Raw genomic sequence first — 20,292 nt, 5'->3', positions numbered from 1 at the left:
TACTACAGCATCGAACGTTGCCAAACTGGACTGACAACACAGTTTAGCAACGTTCGATGCTGGCGTTCGCTACCAATCCAGATCAAGTAACGTTACGCCTTCTGAAAGGGGTTCTTTTTCATACTCGGCGGGGGCTGTACTGAACATGGGCAACTTGCAGGCGGGTGGCATACCCACAATACGACCCGCTTCGTCAAGCTCCAACTTGAGGCAGGTGAAGGCAAAGGGCAGCGGAATTTCTCGCTTAAAACTAATCGTAGATTGGGCAATTTCTTCCACCTTGAGGGTGGCACTGGCCTTGAACAGTTTTTCGATCTCGGCGGCTTTGCCCGAAAAATTGACCTTGTCTTCATCGGCTACGTGTATCCTGAAATTGTCGCTGGTAATGATGCTATCGACCACCAGCAAATCGGAGTTTTTAAAGAAACCAGCTGTAGCGGGGTTCCCTTTATCGATAGTTTGGTATTTCAGAGCATTTCCCAACAGGCCATTATCGAACGTGCATTTGTAAACGTTGCTGAAGCTAAACGATAGCGCAGTGGCTCCCGTCATGATGCTTTCGATGCCGCTGTTTACGCCAAATCCTTTCAGGAAATTATTAGCGATTTTGACACCCACATCCAACCCCGCGCTCCGACTCCGCACTCCCGACAAATCGGCCAGGTACTCTTTTTTAACCTCCTCATCACCCACCAGAAACCGATCTGGGTGTGTTAGGAGCCTACGCAGTGTGCCGCGTGGGTGTAATTGTTTGTTCGTACGCTCAATGACCAACAAGGGCTTAACCTCGCCATTGGGAACGCGCAGAATCTCGGCCCGAAGCCAGTCTTTTAATACCAGCACCAGTGGGTCAACTTCTTTACAAAATAAACGGGTCATCTGCTTGGGTTTATAAAGGGTTAGTCTTTTTGCTCTTCTTCCAATTGTTGTAAACTGTTTAAAACCATTTGCTGATAGCGGTCATCCTTAGCCTCTATGAAGATTTTCAATGCGGTCTGGTAATAAATTTCAGCTTGTACTAAATCCTGCTCCTCTTGAGCTACCGCCCCTAACTGATGATAGGTGCCTGCTTGGTTATGACGCTCATTAAGTTCAATATAAATCTTCAGCGCTTCTTGGTAATAATCTTTAGCTTGTGCCAAGTTTCCCTCTTTTTTGGACACAATGCCTAACTGATGGTAAATACCCGCCTGATGGTAACTGCTATCAAACAAAGTGTAAATGTGAAGTGCTTTCTGATAATAATCTTTAGCTTGTGCCAAATCCCCTTCTTCAACAGTTAGGGAGGGTAACTGTTGATAGGTAATTCCCTGCTCAAGTTGTTTGTTAAAGCTAATCTTGATCTCCAAGGATTGCCCATAATAAGCCTTGGCTTGTTCCAAATCTGCCTCTTCTTCAGCTACCATACCTAATTGATGATATGTGGCTGCTTGTTCATATTCCAGTCCAAGCTCATTACAAATAGCTAATGATTGTTGGTAATAGGTTTTGGCTTTATCCCAGTTCCTCTCCATTAAAGCTACTGTGCCCATCTGATGATAGATAGCCCCCTGTTCATGACGTTGATTAAACTCGGTATAAATCTCAAGAGCGTTTGTATAGTCTTTCATAGCCTGAACCCAGTTCCGCTCCTCAAAGGCCACATAACCTAACTGGTGATAGATGGCTCCCTGACTCTTTCGATCATTAAACTCAACCAGGATATCCATTGTCTTCTCGTAGTACATTTTGGCATCCCCCCACTTCCGCTCTCCCTCGGCCACCATACCCAACGGATGGTATACATCTGTTGATAGTTCTTTTATCTTCTTAGCTGAGAGTACCTTAGACGATTGTAAAATTGAGAGTGCTTTCAGGTACGCATCTTTCGCCTTTGGGTAATTTTGAGTTAGCAAAAAACGTTTCCCAACATTATGGAACACAAATACTAATTCAGTACCTATTAAGCCAGATAGGATATCCTCAGGGTAAGTACTCAGTTGACTTAACACAGATTGGGCTAACAGCAAACCAAGTGATTCATCATATAATGTGTCAATGTAGGCGGAAAGGCAAGAAAAAGCATTGCCAACGCTCAAATGTCGACTCAGGGATATTTGCAAGGCGTTGTAGATGTTTTCATACTCTACTCCCACCACCTCCTTTCCCACCTTCTTTTTCTCTGGCTCTTTGGCCTCTAGAAGTTGACCGAGTCCCTCACTTACTACTTCATAGTAATTTCGAAAGGCGGTTTGTAGGTCGTGTTGGGCGGTAGTGTCTAGGTTGGTTTGTAGTTTTTGTTTCAGAAAATAAGGGAAAACAGGCTGTAAACTCAGGATACCTCTCACTTCGGCGATGGGTTCCATAAGACCCCACTTTACGGCTTCATCAATCACCTCAGCCCAACGCTCAAACGAATAATTCTGAAAACTAGGTTGTTGCTTCAATTCATCGAGATAGTCTTCGATACTCGCTAGGTTAACGTAGCCAGAAAAGGGGGCAAGGCACAACAATAGCTTTTGGGCATCGGACGAGAGGTTGCTGTGGGAATAGTCAACACAACGCAGAATGCTGTTTGTTTTGTCGGTGCCCTCCTTTCGGTCAAGATTTACGTCGCCAGCGCGGAGATCGGCAATGATTTGGGTGGCTGTTTTCTGGCGTAGGTTGGGCAAAATGACTTCCATTACCAATGGGTAACCCGCCAGCAGGTCCATTAATTTAGTAAAATCAGGGTCCTGGTACACGTGCATCAAGTTGGCTTGTTCCAGAATTTGGCGACCTAAATCGGTGCGGGCTTCTTTGTCCAAACCGGGTAGGCTATACGTATTGGTGATAAAGGTTGCGGGAGCCAGCCAGCCTTCATTACTTCGAGACCCAAACAACACCACCGATTTAACGGCCCGACCAGCCTGTTTTTGGAGCCGACCCAGAAAGTCCCGTAATTCGGCTTGCTCATTGGCGGTCAACGTATTCGGAATGGCTAACGAGGTACCTGTAATGGATTCGCAGTTGTCCAAAATCAGGCAATAGGCTCTCGTCTTCAATCGGTCTTCAATTTTGCCACACTGCACAACTGGACTACTAGCCTGAAACTGGGCGTATTCCCACTTATCGAGTAACTGGTGCGCTATTTCATGCAGCATTTGCTGGAGGGTGTAGGATCGCTTGTCATAGCCAAAATAAAACGATTTCTGCACCCATCCGGTATGTTCCCACCACTGGGCCAGGTACTCGAGCAAGGTCGTTTTTCCGGTGCCGCCCATGCCCCTCACCAACAACATATTGTGCCTGAGCAACCGTTTTTCAATGGTCAGGATGTCCAAATCTCGCCCTATAAACCCATAGGCTGGCATGGACACAGGTCGGTAAGAAGCGGCCCGTTGCTGGTAGTATTGTTCTTCTTCATCGGCGGTAAGGGCGCGTAACTGAAACTGTACCGAGCGATTTTGGTAAAAGACAGGTAAGAGCCAATCCTCAAGCTCAATGGTTTGGTTGTAGTAGGCTCTACGGTTTTTGTACATTGCCAATTCGCGTCGACCATTGGCTATTGCTCCGTTCAAATTTGCCTGACTAAATAGTGTTTCATAGAGCCGTTGCATCAGCAGTTTTGCTGCCGATACCGTAATGGAATATCGTTGTCCCAACACAGCCTGTATCCCAGCCTCCATTAGTTTGGCAGCCAGGCTGGTTTGGTAATGGCCATTCTCCTCGTCGGCCTGCCCTTCTTTGGCCGATTGACAGGCATTTAACAAACAAACGGGTATGTGTCGGGCGGTTAGGAGTTGAGCTAGTTCGTCGGCACTAACGGGTACGGCCTGCCCTTTTTTTTCTCCTTCAAAAAACAAAAAAGCTCGTTTCCCTTTGTAGGGTTCCGGGTCGGGCAATCCCCAACGAGCCTGCATCTGGTAGCGATTGTGGGCTACGGCCTGTTGTAGCTGGGCGTGTTCGAGCAAAGCTCCGTGTGTATCGAAATGAATCAGGTGATAAAATCCGGCGGGTTTTTCATCCAGATGCCTTCCCAACTGCTCGTAGGTACCTGGCCGTAAAATATGCGCATCAACCCGAAGTTTAGCTGATTCGATGAGGTCTATAATGGGCCGGACAATAGTTCGGTAATTAACATCATCTTCCCAATCGGGGCGAGCCGTCACCATCAGCAAGTTAAGCATGGACGACGGTTGCAGTTGGGCTTCAAATCCAGCCGGTCTGTTATTCTTCCGAAACACATTGGCCTGCCCCGCCGAAAACGCTTGTGGTAGCGTTGGGTCTCTGAGAGCTTCCCAATGAATAGCATGAAAGCCTGTGCTTTTGCCGATAATGGCAAATTCAAGCTGATTTAGCCCACTATTCATACAGGTTCTGTATTCGTAAAAGGTAGCAGGAGCCTGAAAGAGAGTCGCAAAAAGAGCTTCGCCATACTGACGAATTGTGGCTACAGCCCGTTTGGCTCGTTCGCCATCCAGAAAGGGCGTGCAAAGGTGTTCTTCAAAGTACCACTCAAACTCTTTTTCCTGCGCCTTATCAATAGGGTTAGGCAACTGCACTTCATACTCGGGGCCGTTATTGAACGAAATTTTCAGATGAAAGACTTGCTCATCAAAACGATCTTCACGAATGGTGATGGTATTTGGCATGGTAGGGAAAGAGCTACGGTTTGTGCCGAAATATACCATTTTTCAATATATGTGCATATCCACTATTGAGCTATCGGCAGTGCCTGCCCGGCGCAAAAAATACAGAGCGGATGAATGGCACCAACAGGACCTGCCGCTTTAACCGCCGACGGCCTGCTGTCAACGTAGCCTCATCTACTATCTGAAGCCAGTTGTTTTTTTGCCGGGCAAAGCTACCTTTGCCTCACCATACTTTATACACTAATATACTTTTGTATACTAGTACTATACAGACAACTACCCCTGATAATCAGTACAATGAAAGGTAACGAAGACCGTATTGGACTCCGGGCGATACCAGATGCCCTCTGTGTGGTGGGCGGTAAGTGGCGTTCCCCTATCATTTTTGCCCTTTGCGATCAACCGCTCCGGTTCAATGAGATGCAACGTATTGTAAAAGATACTACCTCCCGAATGCTCATTAAAGAGTTGCGCGAACAGGAAATCAATGATCTGGTAAAGCTAACTGTATACGATAGTTCGCCCCTTATTGTCGATTATGCTCTAACCAATCGTGGCACAACACTCAAACCCGTATTAAGATCACCAGGCCTTTGGGATAAAATCCATCGCGACCATATTATTCAGCAAACTAAAACCAGCTACTGAGCAAACCCCAAAGCTAGTGGCTGAGCTCTTAGCGCAGTAGATTTCCTTTCCGTATTATCGAACCCTCTCCTCTTCCATTGCATGAAAGTCCGCTACCGTGTTCTCTCCGGTTTATTTCTGCTCTCAACCATTACCTACCTCGACCGCGTTTGCATGAACGTAGTGAGCAAATACGTTAAAGCGGACTTACACCTCGACAATCAGCAATTCGGCTGGATTCTGGGCGCGTTCTCCCTGTCGTACGCGTTGTTTGAAATACCAACGGGTTCACTCGGCGATAGCATTGGCCCCCGGCGGGTACTTACGCGGGTGGTGCTGTGGTGGTCGGGGTTTACGGCACTTACGGGCACGGCCTTTAATTTTCTGTACCTCCTGATTGTACGCTTTCTATTCGGTATTGGCGAGGCCGGTGCTTACCCAAATGCATCCATCGTTATTGCCCGCTGGTTTCCGGCCGTTGAAGTAGGCCGGGCGCAATCCGTAATCTGGGCTGCCGGTCGACTGGGTGGTGCCTTAACGCCTTTGCTGGTCATTCCGTTAGTACACTGGGCTGGCTGGCGCTGGGCGTTTGGATTGCTGGGCCTATTAGGTGTATTGTGGGCTATAATCTGGTACATCTGGTTTCGCGATGAACCCGCCGAAAAAGCAGGCATCAGTGAGGCCGAAGTGCAGGAAATTGAGCAGGGCCGACGGATCAAACAATCCGACCATCGAATTCCCTGGACAACCATTATCCGCAACCCCGATTTATGGGCCCTGATGCTGATGTGCCACCTGTTTTTCTATGGCTCGTACTTCTTCACGAACTGGTCGTCGGTTTATTTTCAGGAAGGGCGTGGTTTGAGCGAAGATCAAACCAAAAACTTCATCTCCTTCTCCTACTTCCTCGGCGCGGTAGGTTGCCTGGTCGGTGGTATACTCAGCGATTCGCTGACGAAACGATATGGGCTCAAAATTGGCCGTCGGGCGGTGGGCGTTGGTGGACTGGGGCTGTCGAGCCTGTTTTTCCTGCTGGCGGGGTTAACGACCGATAACGAGCTAGCGGGTTACCTGCTCGCCATATGCGTGCTCACGAAAGACCTGGCCTTGCCCGTGGCCTTTGCCGTGTGTGTCGACATTGGTCAGCGCAACGCGGGTACCGTAACGGGCTCCATGAATTTCGCAGGGCAGTTGGGAGGCTTTTTCATTACCATTCTGTTTGGTATTATTGTTGAGCAAACCAAGAACTTCAACTACCCCCTGTTCATGATTGCAGGCTGTTTGCTGGTGAGTGCGCTGCTGTGGTTGCGTATTGATCCCACAAAGCCGGTAACGATCAAGTAGTACAGTATCTGTTTAAACCATAGTGACATAAGCTTGACTTCTATAAATCAACTACTTCTACTTTTTGCTTTCATTGGCCTACTAGGTTGTGAGCCAGACGACAAGTTTACGGGTGTGGCCGCCGGAGCCAGGGGCCGCTATGTGGTTACAGCATACATTGTATCTGGTGATACCTTATTCTCATTATTGCCCGGTTCTACGGGTTATAAGCCTGGCATCAATAAGATTGGCATTACTAATTTCACGATAGCAATTGATGTTATTGAGCCAGATCAGCTAAGCATAAAAACCGTTTATTGGCGAAAGGGCTTACAATCTACATTCAGCAAAAAGGTAGTTGTCAGGCTAACCAACTACAACTACCAGTTTTCCCTTATCGAAACCAATCCTCCTTCCGCTTACGAAGGAAGTGTAGGTAGATTTTCAGGGTTCTTCTACGAGCGTACACTAGGTGGAGGGCTCTTGATACCCCTTGCCGATTCCTTAACGAATTCCAGTCAGTCACCTTCACAGGATGTTGTTATCATTGCGCAGCCAGTTAGGTGATCCATAAGCTGACTATTTTCAAGAAAAAACTTGTAGGGCTTTATAATGTACGGGCAGTTATAAAATCAAACGGGATATGTATTGGCCCAATAAAACCTATGGCGATAAAATAAACGAATCTGAAGTATGATACTATACAGTCGCTAACGCACATCACCGTTTAGTATGCTAATCTTCTCTATACAATAGAAAAGTAAGTGTAAGAATATAATTTAACACATATTTATCTGTATTAATAATTTCTTATATTTACAAATATTACAAATTAACTTACTTAATTAAAATAGATGAAGTTCGCTCTATTTTCTTCTCTTATTTTATTTTCTATTGGCATTTTCGCGCAAACACATAAAGCTCGTTCAACGCTGTTTTTGGCAGTAACGCAGACTTTTACGCAATCAGATTCAGTAAGGGCCGAACAACTAAATCAAGATCCCGTATTTAAAAAGGTTTTATCCCGCCGAATATCCTACCCTCCTTTGGAGGTTACAATAAGAAGGACAAAATTGGTTTATGCCCAATTCGATATTGATACAATGGGACATATTCAGGATGTCATAATTCTTAATCCTACCTTTGGCTATAGAATAGGAGGACGTGTTGATGATTTTGACATAAATGTAAAAAAAGCGATAGGAAAACTACCTCCATTAAATCCACACTATTTAGGTAGGTATACTTTGCCCGTTATGTTTATTATAAATGATGGACAAACAGGAAAAGTAATAAAGCCTATAGATACTATTAAAGACTATTCATTTGGCAACTTATTATTAGCAACTATATACGTAGAAGGTTATTATATTTATGAGAATAACCCTAACAAAGGAGTTCTTAAATTTTAAAAGAACAGTCTAATTCAATCTAAGTCTTATAATCATTCTGTCCTCCAAAGTGACAACATCATGATGTTGTCACTTTGGAGGACAGAATGATTATAAAAAGCGGGTGAAACCCGCTCTACAGCATCTTCTAGCAAGAGAACAGGCAAATACCTGTAATCCTTGTTCACGGAACGATAAGCCCCCTCCTTTCCCTATTAGAAAATCCTTAAAAAGTCATTAGAAATCTTTAATCTGATTGTACCTGCCTGAATGATTAAGTAACTAGCGTTGAGTTAAGTGAGTAATCGCCTAACTAACTGTCTCATTTGTTAATCATTATTCCACTCGTGGATGCTGTTTCATAGCCTGCATGGAGAACATAGTAATCGTTGAAGACGACCGACGCATTGCACAGACTATTAGCCGGGGTCTCCAGGAAGAAGGCTATTCTACCGAAGTCGTTTACGAAGGTCACAATGGCCGGCAGGCTGCTCTGAAGGCTGGTGTTGACTTACTGATTTTAGACCTTAATCTGCCGGGCATCAATGGTTTCGAGGTATGCCGAAGCGTACGAATCGCTAAACCCCGCTTACCGATTATTATACTGTCGGCGCTGGGCGAAATAGAGGATAAGGAAGAAGGACTGGCCTTAGGCGCCGATGATTTCCTGGTGAAGCCGTTTGATTTTCGGGAGCTGATTGCCCGTGTAAAGACCTGCTTACGGCGATCAGCCATTATGGGCGGCACAATCATCGAAACAGAAAAGGTGTGGCAGGCCGCCAATTTAACAGTGAATACTGTCACCAAAGTTGTTCGGCGGGGTGAAGCCATAATCAATCTCACCGCTCGTGAATTTACCCTGCTGGAGTACTTAATACGGAACCAGGGGCGGGTTCTGAATAAATTAGACATCGCGGAGCAAGTGTGGTCCAGCAACTACGATTCAAATTCTACAGTTGTAGAAGTCTATATTAATTACCTCCGCAAAAAGATAGACCGTGACTTTACCCCCAAACTGATTCATACCCGACTTGGGTTGGGATACGTACTGAAGGAGGAGTAAGCCCTCTCTAATCTATTTCTAATTATTTTCTATAGGTATTATAAGTTTTCATTAAGCCTCCTGTAACCTGCCCAGCAGACCTTTGTAGCCGTACATCATTTACCGCATGCGGCTGCTTAGTTCATTGTTTTTTTTCCTCGTAGGTTTCCATTCTGTACTGGCGCAATCCGTTGCCAGCCAGGATTCCCTCCTGCTTACCCTTCAACAGGCCGACAGTCTGTTCGTAAAAAATAACGTACTTCTGTTAGCCGAACGATTTCGGGTCGACGCCAGTCAGGCGCAGATTTTACAAGCCAGCTTATATGATAACCCAACCGTAACGCTAGAGGTTAGTAGCTACAATAATGAAACCCGGCGGGTCCTGGATGTGGGTGGGCAAGGCCAGAAAACCGTTGCCATCCAGCAATTGCTGTACACGGCTGGCAAACGCAACAAACGAATCGCCTTAGCCTCAGAAGCTGCTCAACTGACTCAATTCGAATTATTGGATTTATTGAGGGGGCTTCGCTTTGACCTGCGCAGCCGCTTCTACTCCATTTATTTCCAGCAAAAAACACTGGCCCGATTTGATCAGCAACTGGCTACACTTCAAACCACTGTCGCGGCTTATGAAGTACAATATAACCGAAATAACGTATCGCTTCGTGAGTTGCTTCGGCTAAAAGCTCTGCTGTTTCAACTAAGCAATGACCGAACGGCTATACTGTTTCAACTGGCCGATGACCAACGTGCCTTACGAACGTTACTGTCAATTGATCAACCAATTAAACCAGTGGTGGCGGATGAAACGCTGGCGCGTTATCGTTTGCCCACCCAGACAGAAGACACACTCCAGCAACTGGCGATTCGTAACCGTCCCGACCTGAAGGCCATAGAATCCCTCACCCGCCAGGCCGAACTGAATTATAATTTACAGAAAGCCTTAGCGGTGCCGGACATGCGCGTAGGCGGCACCTACGACCAGGCCGGAAGCTATATTCAGAATTACGTGGGCCTGTCCGTCTCAGCCGATATCCCTGTCTTCAACCGGAACCAGGGTGCCATTCGGGCGGCCCGCAGTCAGATTCAGTATCAGGGTCAGCTACAGCGGCAAAAAGCGATTCAGGTAGGCAATGAAGTGGCCACCGCCCTGCAAAAAGTACGGGAAGTGGAACGCCGGGTACAGTCTGTTGAACAGCCGTTTACCGACCAGTTCGACCAGTTGAACCGGGGTGTAGTTACCAGTTTTCAAAAGGGCAACATCACCCTCCTGGAGTTTGTCGATCTGATCGAAGCCTATAACGACAGCATCAGTCAACTCAATCGACTGAAAGCCGACCGGGTGAGCGCCTACGAAGAGCTCAATTACCTGGTTGGCGAAGACCTGTTCAGGTAGCACCCGTTTGGTACCGGACGTCCTCGTCCGGGTGAGACAAGCTTCTGTCAAATCACTCTTACTTACAAAGCCGGGCGGGTCGCCCGGTACTACAATGAAAATAAACACTTTATCATTACTCAGCATCGTAACAATCGTTACCTCCTGCGGCCCTAAACCTACCCCCGAAGTAGCCGGGGCCTTTATGCTCTCCGATACGATGATGCACCGCATCCGGCTGGATAGTGCCACCGTCCAGCCCATTCGAAGCGAGCTAACGCTGGTGGGCAAGGTGGTAGCCGACGAAAATCGGGTCATCAAAGTGTTTCCTCTGGTAGGTGGTAACGTGGAGGACGTGAAGGTGGAGTTGGGCGATTATGTCCACAAAGGGCAAACGCTGGCGTCTATCCGGTCGGGGGAGGTAGCGGATCTGGAACGCCAGGCGATTCAGGCGCAATCGGATCTGTTACTGGCCGAAAAAAACCTACGGGTAGCCCAGGATTTGTTTGAGACTAAACTTACCTCCCAACGCGAAGTAGTAGCCGCTCAGAAAGAGGTGGAAAAAGCGCAGGCAGAAGCCAACCGAGTAAAGGAGGTATCACAGATTTACGGTATTGGCAAATCGTCCATGTACACCGTAAAAGCGCCCATTGACGGCTATGTAATTGAAAAAAACATCAACCGCGATATGCAACTCCGCTCCGACAATGCGGATAATCTCTTTACCATTGGCCAGATCAGCCAGGTGTGGGTGCTGGCCAACGTCAACGAAAGCGATATCGGCCAGGTACGCACGGGTATGGAAGCCAGCGTCCAGACGCTGAGCTACCCCGACGAGAATTTCAGTGGGAAAGTCGATAAAATCTATACGGTACTGGACCCCAATACAAAGGCAATGACCATCCGGATTCGGCTCAACAACCAGGGCTTGAAACTCCGGCCAGAGATGCACGCTACCGTAACCCTGCGCTACGAAGACGGTGGTCAACTGGCTACCGTACCCTCAGATGCGGTCATCTTCGATCGCTCTAAACAGTACGTCATGGTCTTCCGAAGCCGCTCCGATATTGAGACCCGCGAAGTGGATATCCTCAAATCGCTGGGCGACCGGGCCTACGTCAAGCAGGGCATTAAAGCCGGCGAAAAAGTCATTTCCAAAAATCAGTTGCTGGTTTACAACGCACTTAATAATTAAAAAAGGAGAAAGGAGGAAAGGGAGGAGGGAGGAAAGGGATACAATACCAAAACTGTTTTCTCTTTTCCCTCCTCCCTTTCCTCCTTCCTCCCTTTCCTCCTTCTCATGAATAAATTCATCCGTAACCTGGTCGGCTTTTCGCTCAAGAACCGCTTCTTCATTTTCTTCATGACGGCGGTGCTGATCATTGCTGGTATTTTCAGCTATTTACGTACCCCGCTGGAAGCATTTCCTGATGTAACGAATACCCAGATTATTGTCGTGACGGAATGGAGTGGCCGTTCGGCCGAAGAAGTCGAGCGTTTCGTAACTGTACCGATTGAGGTGGCCATGAACTCTGTACAGCGGAAAAGTAACGTCCGCTCAACCACCATGTTCGGGCTATCGGTCATGAAAATTATCTTCGAGGATGGCGTCGAGGATTTTTTTGCCCGCCAGCAGGTGAATAACCTGTTGCGAAATGTGTCATTACCCGAGGGTGTCGATCCTGAAATACAGCCCCCTTATGGCCCAACGGGTGAAATTTTTCGCTACACACTCGAAAGCAAAAAACGCGATAGCCGAGAACTTCTTACGCTGCAAAACTGGGTTGTTGACCGCCAGTTACGGAGCGTACCGGGCGTGGCCGATGTTGTTGCCTTTGGGGGGCGCGATAAAATGTACGAGTTACGCGTTAACCCGACGCAGCTGACCAAATACGACATTACACCGCTGGAAGTGTATCAGGCCGTTACCCGCAGCAACATTAACGTAGGGGGCGATGTCATCGAGCGAAACGGGCAGGCCTATGTGGTGCGTGGTATTGGGCTACTCACGTCTATTCAGGATATTGAAAACCTGATTGTGGAAGATTTGGATGGCAACCCCGTACTGGTTAAAAACGTAGCGGAGGTCGCTGAATCGAACCTGCCGCGCGTGGGTCAAGTGGGGCTGAATGACAACGACGATGTGGTGGAAGGCATCGTGGTGATGCGGAAGAACGAAAATCCCAGCGAGGTCCTGGCGCGCGTCAAGGATAAAATTGAGGAATTGAACACTCAGGTTCTCCCATCGGATGTCAAGATGGTCACCTTCTACGACCGGGATAACCTCATCGAATTCTGTACGCAGACTGTCCTGCATAACCTTACGGAGGGAATTGTACTGGTAACGGTCATCGTGTTTCTGTTCATGGCCGACTGGCGAACCACGCTGATCGTATCGATCATCATTCCTCTGGCGCTATTGTTTGCATTCATGTGTCTGAAACTACGGGGCATGTCGGCCAATTTGCTGTCCATGGGCGCGGTTGATTTTGGTATTATCATCGACGGGGCCGTAGTCATGGTCGAAGGCATCTTTGTCTCGCTGGATCATCTGGCGCATCGCGTCGGGATGGAACGTTACAACCGCATGGCCAAACTCGGGCTAATTCGGAAAACGGGTGGCGAGCTGGGGAAAGCCGTCTTTTTCTCCAAGCTGATAATTATTACCGCCTTGCTCCCCATTTTTTCCTTCGAGAAAGTAGAAGGGAAAATGTTCTCGCCCCTGGCTTGGACGCTAGGGTTCGCCTTGCTGGGAGCGCTCTTATTCACCCTCACACTGGTGCCGGTATTGTGTTCAATGCTTCTTCGGAAAAACGTTCGGGAGAAAAATAACCCTATCGTCAATTTCTTTAACTGGATTGTCATGGCTGGTTTTGGCTGGTGCTATCGTCACCGTCGGATTAGTCTGGTTGGAGCCATTGCCTTCATGATGGCTACATTTTTCTCTTCCAGCATGCTGGGAACCGAGTTTCTGCCTCAGCTAAACGAAGGGGCACTTTGGGTAACCGCCGAATTGCCCATGAGTATGTCGCTACCCGAAAGCGTTGATATGGCCAAAACCATTCGCCGGGACCTAAACACCTTTCCTGAGGTCAAACAAGTGCTTTCGCAAGTGGGGCGCTCCAACGATGGTACAGACCCGAATGGTTTCTATTTCTGCCAGTTTCAGGTTGATCTGAAGCCTAAAGAAGAATGGCCCGAACGTCGGGCCGGACGCAAGTTTACCACCGAGCAGTTGACTGATGAGATGGACGCCAAACTCAAGAACTACGCGGGTGTCCTGTACAACTACTCACAACCGATCATCGACAATGTAGCCGAAGCCGTAGCGGGGTACAAGGCCAGTAATGGCATCAAGATTTTTGGGCCGGATGTCTATGAACTGGAAAAGTACGCCAACCAGGCTATGGACGCCGTCCGGGACGTTGACGGAATTAAAGACTTAGGCATTATTCGAAATGTGGGCCAGCCTGAAATAAGTGTGCTGTTTCACGATCATAAAATGGCACTTTATGGCGTTTCGACCGCCGACGCCCAGGCGGTGATTGAGATGGCCATCGGCGGTAAAACGGCGTCGGTCCTGTACGAAGGCGAACGAAAGTTCGACATTCGGGTTCGGTTCCTGCCTGAGTATCGAAAAAGCGAAAACGACATTATGCGGTTGATGGTACCGACGATGAGTGGCGGAAAAATTCCACTAAAAGAGATCGCCACCATCCGGCAGATTACGGGTCCGGCATTCATTTACCGCGACTTAAACAAACGCTTCATTGGGGTAAAGTTTTCGGTACGTGGTCGTGATTTGGGCGGTACCATTGCCGAAGCACAGCAACGGGTCCTTCAAAAGCTTCAGACAGCCAAAGGGTATTCGGTGGAGTGGGTCGGTGAGTTTGAGAATCAGGTACGGGCCACCGAGCGGCTGGGCCAGGTTGTACCGATCAGTATTGCCGCTATTTTCGTTATCCTGTTTATCACGTTCGGCAACGCCAAAGATGCGGGTCTGGTCTTGTTTAATGTACCTTTTGCGCTCATTGGTGGTATTCTGGCGTTGCACGTAACGGGTATGAACTTCGGTATCTCGGCGGGTGTGGGCTTCATTGCCTTGTTTGGCATCTGCGTCCAGAATGGCGTTATCCTGATTTCGGTCTTTAACCAGAATCGAAAAGATCGAATGCCACTCGACGAGGCTATTCGAGAGGGTGTTCGATCCCGCATTCGGCCCGTGGTTATGACAGCGCTCATGGCGGCTATCGGCCTCCTGCCAGCCGCCGTCTCGACCGGCATTGGCTCCGAAACCCAAAAACCTCTGGCTATAGTCGTTATTGGCGGATTGATTACCGCAACCGTATTAACCCTGCTGATCTTCCCGATTATTTACCGGCTATTTAACCGGCACCACATACACCGGCTTAGCGACTTGGATTAGGCGGGATTAGCAAAAAATAAGTGGTGACATAGCATGTCACCACTTATTTTTTTGTCTGTTAACCTACCTTCGTGGCTAGAAACCCACGCGACAAGGGCTTACGAAACCAATTTCAGGCCATCGGCAAATGCCTGCATCTGGGGCATGGTACCCAGCGACACGCGGCACCAGTACTGACCGTCGAATTTCCACTGCCGGATGCTTACCCCCTGCTCCATCATACGGGCAACGAAATCTTCGCCCTTCATCCGGATCGGGAACATTACGAAGTTAGCGCCCGATGGCAGCGGCTCGTAGTTATGCTGTTTCAGAACACCCAACAGATAATCTTTCGATTCCTGCGCCTTACCGAGCGAGTATTTGATAAAGTCTTTATCCTGCAAACTAACACTAGCAGCACGTAGGGTCGTTACACTGATACAGCCTCCACCCGTTGAGAATTTAGTGATCTGCTCCAGCAACTCAGGTTTTGCAATCATATAACCCGTCCGCAAACCAGCAAAGCCGTGTACTTTCGAGAACGTCTTGGTAATGATGACGTTGTAGCCCTTCTTCACCATATCCACCATCGTGTAAGCTTTCGGATCAGGCGTGTAGTCGATATACGCTTCATCGACCAGGATCGGGGTCTTGGTACCAACAGCTTCGCAGAAAGCACGAAGTTTAGCCGGATCGACCGTGATAGCTGTTGGGTTATTGGGATTACACATATAAACCATACCCGTCTGACTACCTATGCGCTCGTTGAGCTTATTCAGGTTTATGTCGTACCCATCAGCCGCTACCAGTGGAACACGATCCATAGTGATACCATGTTTGATAGCTGCCCGTGGCAGTTGGTCAAAAGTTGGATCGGGAGCAACAATAGTACGGCCAGCGTTTGGCCGATAGGCAGCCCACAGGGAAGCGGCCGTCAGCAACTCGCCTGAACCGGCACCTAACAATACATAGTCTTCAGGAACACCTTCAGTATCGGCAACTAATTTGCGAAACTTTCGGGCCGACTCCATGGCGTAGAGATAGCCATCGGGAGCAGCCTCCGTAATGGTTTTAATCGCCTTGGGCGAAGGGCCATAGGGGTTTTCGTTCGCCGATAAACGAGCCTTCAGCACACCGTCTTTCGGCAGTTTGAAGCCTACTGGCATTTCGGGTTCTGGTTCACAGAATGCAGCAGGCGCAGCTGCCAAACTTAAGCCTGATAACATACTGGCCCGAAGCCAGTCACGACGATTGAGAGACATAAGCGAAGGTTATTTTTATCGCATGAACAAATGAACTGACGACTAGACTTTAAAGGAAGGAACGGCTTCCAGAAGCACTAAAGAGGAAGTCGTAAATGATTATTTTGTTGTACTCTATCGAGTAGACCAAATATATGGCCCAAAATAACGTTTTCAAATTATATTTTAATATAATTCATCAGCTAGTAAATAAAATTTTAATAAATATAAAATTCACCAAATAAAACTAAACTATTCAAAGTCAGATTACTCCTGTTGAACAATTTGCGCCAACTCCTTCACTTACATGTTCCAGGCGCTTTAAAAATAGCCTTATGGAGCCGCAAAATCCATACCCTACATTTCTCGCAAAGAATAGTAACCAATTTTTCATTTTCCGTGAAATAGCCAGTAGATTTGGGGTATGAAAAATGAAGACCGGATTATAGAATTGTTAGCTGAAACGCTTCAGCGAATAGACCGTCATAATGAAGAAATTGCTCGCGTTAACAAAAAATTTGACTTGCATAGTGAGCAGTTTGAACAGAATTTTGAACAGTTGGAACATCAGCAGGAACAAATAGGCGCTATCATAGGCCAAATACAGAAGCATCAGGAACGTCTGGACAGACACGGGGAGGCATTCGGCTCCTTACGTGAGCGTACTGAAGCCATTCATCAAAGTGCACTTGAACAGCAGAAAGCATATCAGGCAATGACCGAATTATTGATGCACCACAATCGCGCTCTGGTAGCCAAAGGAATTCTATAAATCCAGTTGTGCCAATTCCTCTACCCGAATACCCCAGGCGCACTTAAAATGACCGAGCGGGCACGCCTTCCGCCCATGCAGGTTACAAGGCTTACAATCGAGCAGTTCCGGCGTTTGCACCACCCGCGATACATCAGCCAAAGGACCAAATCCAAACTCAGGCACCGTTGAACAGAAAATAGCCGTTGTCGGTGCGTTCATAGCCGAGCACAAATGCAAAGGTGCTGAATCGTTGACGTAGTTCATAACAGCACCCTGCTGCAAAGCGGCCGATTTCAGCAAACTCAATTTGCCCGCCAGATTAACCACCTCCGCTCGTTCACTCAACGTTTTTAGTATTTCACAGGCGGCCATATCGGTTGGTGCCCCCAATAAATAGATCGTGAGGTTTTTGGGTAAAGACTTTATCAATTCTACCCATCGCTCAGTCGGGTATTGTTTGGTAAACCAGACCGACATTGGGGCCATGCACACATAGGACTGACTTTGGTAGCCTTTCACAGCTGTATAATCGGCAACGGACGGGTAGAGCTTAGGTCGATGCCGGGGAGGCTCTGCTATTCCTAGTACTGGTAACATTCCGGCATTGCGATCAACCTCATGAACACCCGGCTCAAACCGGTGATCAACCTGATGCGTAAAAAATCGTGCGAATGGATTTTTAGTAAAACCAATGGTAACCTTCGCTCCCGAAAAAGCCGTCAGCAGCCCCATGGTGCCATAGCGTTGCAGGTTCAGAACCGCATCGTATTTCCGTTCGCGCACGGTTCGTAATAACCGCCATAAATCCCGATATTTGGTACCCTTTTTCTGCCAAACCAGCACGTCGGTCAAAAACGGATGATTAGCGAGCAGGCTCTCATTTCCCTGACGAACCAGCACATCCAGCACGGCATCGGGCCGGGCTTCGTGAAGTTGTTCAAGCAATGCCGTAGCCAGAATCACGTCGCCGATGAAAGCGGTTTGGATAATCAGGAACCGGGGCGGTTTGGTTGCGGTTATCATGAGTACGCTCAATACGTCGTTACGACTGCGTAAATAAATAAGAATGGAAGATTACGAAGTTTATACTCTGCCCAACGGAATTCGGATTGCGCACAAACAAATACCCCATACGCAGATTGCCCATTGTGGCATTATGCTCGACATCGGTAGCCGCGACGAACAGCCTCACCAGCAGGGACTAGCCCATTTCTGGGAGCATATGGCTTTCAAAGGTACGGAGAAACGAAAATCGTACCACATTATCACTCGACTGGAAAATATTGGTGGCGAATTAAATGCCTATACCACAAAAGAGAAGGTTTGCTTTCACGCATCTGTTTTAGACGCTCATTTTGACAAAGCGGCTGAACTACTGGCCGATATTACCTTTCACTCGGTCTTTCCCGAAAAGCAGATCGAGCGGGAACGTGGGGTTATTCTGGAAGAAATGGCGATGTATTATGACTCGCCCGAAGACGCTATTCAGGATGATTTCGATGAATTAGTCTTCCCAAACCATGCGCTGGGTGGAAATATCCTCGGTACCGCCGAAACGGTTGGCTCCTTTGGACGCGAAGATCTGCAACGATTTATTGCCGAAAATTACGACACCAGCCGGATTGTGTTTGCCTCCGTCAGCAAATTGCCGTTTAAGCAAGTGGTGAAAGTGGCCGAAAAATATTTCCAGGACGTTCCCGCGCAACACTCGGCCCGGCAGCGCAAAAAACCAACGGATTACGTGCCACGCCAAACGCGTGTCGAGCGCCCCATTACGCAGGCGCAATGTGCTCTCGGTCGTCCTGCTTACGGATTGACCGACCCCAGACGGCTTCCTTTTTTTATGCTCATCAATCTACTAGGTGGACCGGGCATGAACTCCCGACTAAACCTAAATCTGCGCGAAAAATATGGTCTGGTGTATTCAATTGATGCCAGCTATACGCCTTATTTAGACACCGGTTTTCTGGGTATCTACTTTGGCACCGATCCTAAAAAAGTAGATAAGGCACAGTCGTTAATTATGAAGGAGTTGAAACGCCTGCGCGAACAGCCGCTGACAACCCTGCAACTTCACCAAACGAAAGAGCAATTGATTGGTCAATTGGCGATGGCCGAGGAGAGTAACAACAGCTTTATGCTAATGATGGCCAAAAGCTTGCTGGATATTAATCGCGTTGAATCGTTAAATGACATTTTCAACGACATTAAAGCCGTCACAGCAGAACAACTGCAAACGCTGGCTCAGGAGTCGTTTGATGAGAGCCAGTTCAGTACATTGACGTTTATACCTGAAAAATAGTTTTGATTTACGGTTTGAGGTTTACGGTTAGCTGATGCAGAAACAATTGACGTGTCAGCCAACCGTAAACCTCAAACCGTAAACCTCCACTTATGACTATAAAAGACGCCCAAACCACTGTTGACGACTGGATCAAAACTGTTGGGGTCCGGTATTTCAACGAACTGACCAATATGGCCCAGCTAACAGAGGAAGTTGGTGAGGTAGCCCGCATCATTGCCCGGCGTTATGGCGAACAGTCCGAAAAAGAATCAGATAAAAACAAAGATCTGGGCGATGAACTGGCTGATGTACTTTGGGTGCTTATCTGCCTGGCTAACCAGACCGGCGTTGACCTGACGGACGCGTTTCAGAAAAATCTGGATAAGAAGAATGGGCGGGATGCCACCCGGCATTTGAACAATGAGAAATTGAAGTAGCCTGTACCTGGGGGCTCAAGCCCGTGGGTATACCAAAAATCCCCGCTGAAACTGGTTTCAGCGGGGATTTTTGTTGGAAGGAAAGTCAATTATTTCTGAAACGATCCAAAGATATAATCCCAGAACGGCGACGATACACCGTAATTGCTTTCTGGATTCTTATAGTGGTGAACACTGTGGTTTACCCAAAGCTGCTTGAAAAAGTTCTTCGGTGGCGCATACGCATGCACAATGAAGTGCGTCGCTAAATAGCCCGAATAACCGACTAAAAAGCCCGGAAAGAACGCATAGGCCGATTCTCCCATCAGTAAAAAGAAAACACCAAAGAAGAAAGCAGCTACGAAAATAGCCAGTGCGGGCGGCATAGCTAAGCGCGTTTTGTCTTTTGGATACTCATGGTGAATACCGTGAAACGTGTACTGGATTTTGGCGCGCTGAGGAGTGCTCGGCGTCAAATGATACAGGTAACGGTGCAGAATGTATTCAAACAACGTGAATCCAAACAAACCCGCTACAAATAATAACCCAATGGTTCCATTGCTCATATTGGTATACGTAAAGGCATACCAACCCAAAAACGCCGACAAAATAAGCCACATGGAAATAGGAACCATGATGTGTGTCCGCGACAAAGCCTCTAGAATCGGGTTATCAAATAATTTTTTGGTGCCGCTATTTTTAGGCCGGGTTTTGCCATGACCGGCCATAGTATGCAGCTTTTCAGTAGTAGATTCCATAAGTTGTACTCAATTAGTAGTGCGAAATTACAACGAAAATTAATTCTATAGACGTAGATAGTA

The 20,292-nt window shown here is 47.7% G+C and carries 16 protein-coding genes; 11 read left to right on the top strand and 5 right to left on the bottom strand.

The genetic code is table 11. From position 1 onward, the window contains the following. Positions 1 to 69: 69 nt before the first annotated feature. Complete coding sequence (locus ACYVGO_RS14460; protein ID WP_460969873.1) at positions 70 to 879, bottom strand: gasdermin; 810 nt, start codon at positions 877 to 879, stop codon at positions 70 to 72. A gap of 20 nt (positions 880 to 899) precedes the next feature. Next, complete coding sequence (locus ACYVGO_RS14455; protein ID WP_460969872.1) at positions 900 to 4,613, bottom strand: CHAT domain-containing tetratricopeptide repeat protein; 3,714 nt, start codon at positions 4,611 to 4,613, stop codon at positions 900 to 902. 297 nt (positions 4,614 to 4,910) lie between these two features. Between ACYVGO_RS14455 and ACYVGO_RS14450 the strand changes: the two genes are divergently transcribed. The 8 genes from ACYVGO_RS14450 to ACYVGO_RS14415 all read left to right on the top strand — a co-directional run bounded on the left by ACYVGO_RS14450 (position 4,911) and on the right by ACYVGO_RS14415 (position 14,797). Further along, positions 4,911 to 5,261, top strand: a complete 351-nt coding sequence (locus tag ACYVGO_RS14450) for a winged helix-turn-helix transcriptional regulator (protein WP_460969871.1) — start codon at positions 4,911 to 4,913, stop codon at positions 5,259 to 5,261. Between the two features lie 81 nt (positions 5,262 to 5,342). Next, a complete protein-coding gene (locus ACYVGO_RS14445; RefSeq protein ID WP_142775048.1) occupies positions 5,343 to 6,584 on the top strand; it encodes an MFS transporter in 1,242 nt (413 codons plus the stop codon). A gap of 33 nt (positions 6,585 to 6,617) precedes the next feature. After that, positions 6,618 to 7,130, top strand: coding sequence for a hypothetical protein (locus tag ACYVGO_RS14440; protein ID WP_460969870.1), 513 nt, complete (start codon positions 6,618 to 6,620; stop codon positions 7,128 to 7,130). Positions 7,131 to 7,417: 287 nt separating this feature from the next. Continuing rightward, positions 7,418 to 7,975: a hypothetical protein gene (locus tag ACYVGO_RS14435; RefSeq protein WP_460969869.1), complete on the top strand. Its 558-nt coding sequence runs from the start codon at positions 7,418 to 7,420 to the stop codon at positions 7,973 to 7,975. Between the two features lie 349 nt (positions 7,976 to 8,324). Continuing rightward, entirely contained in the window at positions 8,325 to 9,017 is a 693-nt protein-coding gene (locus tag ACYVGO_RS14430) for a response regulator transcription factor (RefSeq protein ID WP_142775049.1), read from the top strand. 106 nt (positions 9,018 to 9,123) lie between these two features. Continuing rightward, positions 9,124 to 10,392: a TolC family protein gene (locus ACYVGO_RS14425; protein WP_460969868.1), complete on the top strand. Its 1,269-nt coding sequence runs from the start codon at positions 9,124 to 9,126 to the stop codon at positions 10,390 to 10,392. Positions 10,393 to 10,486: 94 nt separating this feature from the next. Next, positions 10,487 to 11,566, top strand: coding sequence for an efflux RND transporter periplasmic adaptor subunit (locus tag ACYVGO_RS14420; protein WP_460969867.1), 1,080 nt, complete (start codon positions 10,487 to 10,489; stop codon positions 11,564 to 11,566). Between the two features lie 105 nt (positions 11,567 to 11,671). After that, a complete protein-coding gene (locus ACYVGO_RS14415; RefSeq protein WP_460969866.1) occupies positions 11,672 to 14,797 on the top strand; it encodes an efflux RND transporter permease subunit in 3,126 nt (1,041 codons plus the stop codon). Between the two features lie 98 nt (positions 14,798 to 14,895). Here the strand turns inward: ACYVGO_RS14415 and ACYVGO_RS14410 are convergent, their stop codons facing one another. Continuing rightward, positions 14,896 to 16,038 carry a pyridoxal phosphate-dependent aminotransferase gene (locus tag ACYVGO_RS14410; RefSeq protein ID WP_460969865.1) on the bottom strand — a complete coding sequence of 381 codons (1,143 nt, stop codon included), beginning with the start codon at positions 16,036 to 16,038 and terminating at the stop codon, positions 14,896 to 14,898. A 403-nt stretch (positions 16,039 to 16,441) separates the two neighbouring features. On the opposite strand from ACYVGO_RS14410, the gene ACYVGO_RS14405 reads away from it, so the two are divergent. Continuing rightward, entirely contained in the window at positions 16,442 to 16,789 is a 348-nt protein-coding gene (locus ACYVGO_RS14405; RefSeq protein WP_460969864.1) for a hypothetical protein, read from the top strand. On the opposite strand, the gene ACYVGO_RS14400 is transcribed toward ACYVGO_RS14405, so the two are convergent. After that, on the bottom strand, positions 16,784 to 17,794 hold the full coding sequence (locus ACYVGO_RS14400; protein ID WP_460969862.1) for a glycosyltransferase family 9 protein: 1,011 nt from the start codon (positions 17,792 to 17,794) through the stop codon (positions 16,784 to 16,786). The two genes, ACYVGO_RS14405 and ACYVGO_RS14400, sit on opposite strands and share 6 nt — an antisense overlap. A 43-nt stretch (positions 17,795 to 17,837) precedes the next feature. Here ACYVGO_RS14400 and ACYVGO_RS14395 point away from each other — a divergent pair, with 43 nt between their 5' ends. Continuing rightward, entirely contained in the window at positions 17,838 to 19,073 is a 1,236-nt protein-coding gene (locus tag ACYVGO_RS14395) for a M16 family metallopeptidase (RefSeq protein ID WP_142775056.1), read from the top strand. A 92-nt stretch (positions 19,074 to 19,165) separates the two neighbouring features. Continuing rightward, positions 19,166 to 19,492, top strand: coding sequence for a nucleotide pyrophosphohydrolase (locus ACYVGO_RS14390; RefSeq protein WP_142775057.1), 327 nt, complete (start codon positions 19,166 to 19,168; stop codon positions 19,490 to 19,492). Between the two features lie 89 nt (positions 19,493 to 19,581). On the opposite strand, the gene ACYVGO_RS14385 is transcribed toward ACYVGO_RS14390, so the two are convergent. Beyond that, complete coding sequence (locus ACYVGO_RS14385; RefSeq protein WP_142775058.1) at positions 19,582 to 20,229, bottom strand: sterol desaturase family protein; 648 nt, start codon at positions 20,227 to 20,229, stop codon at positions 19,582 to 19,584. Between the last annotated feature and the right edge of the window lie 63 nt (positions 20,230 to 20,292).

This window comes from Spirosoma migulaei (assembly GCF_054776855.1).
Note: the sequence above shows the minus strand (reverse complement) of the source record. Positions and strands in the feature narration are given on the sequence as shown.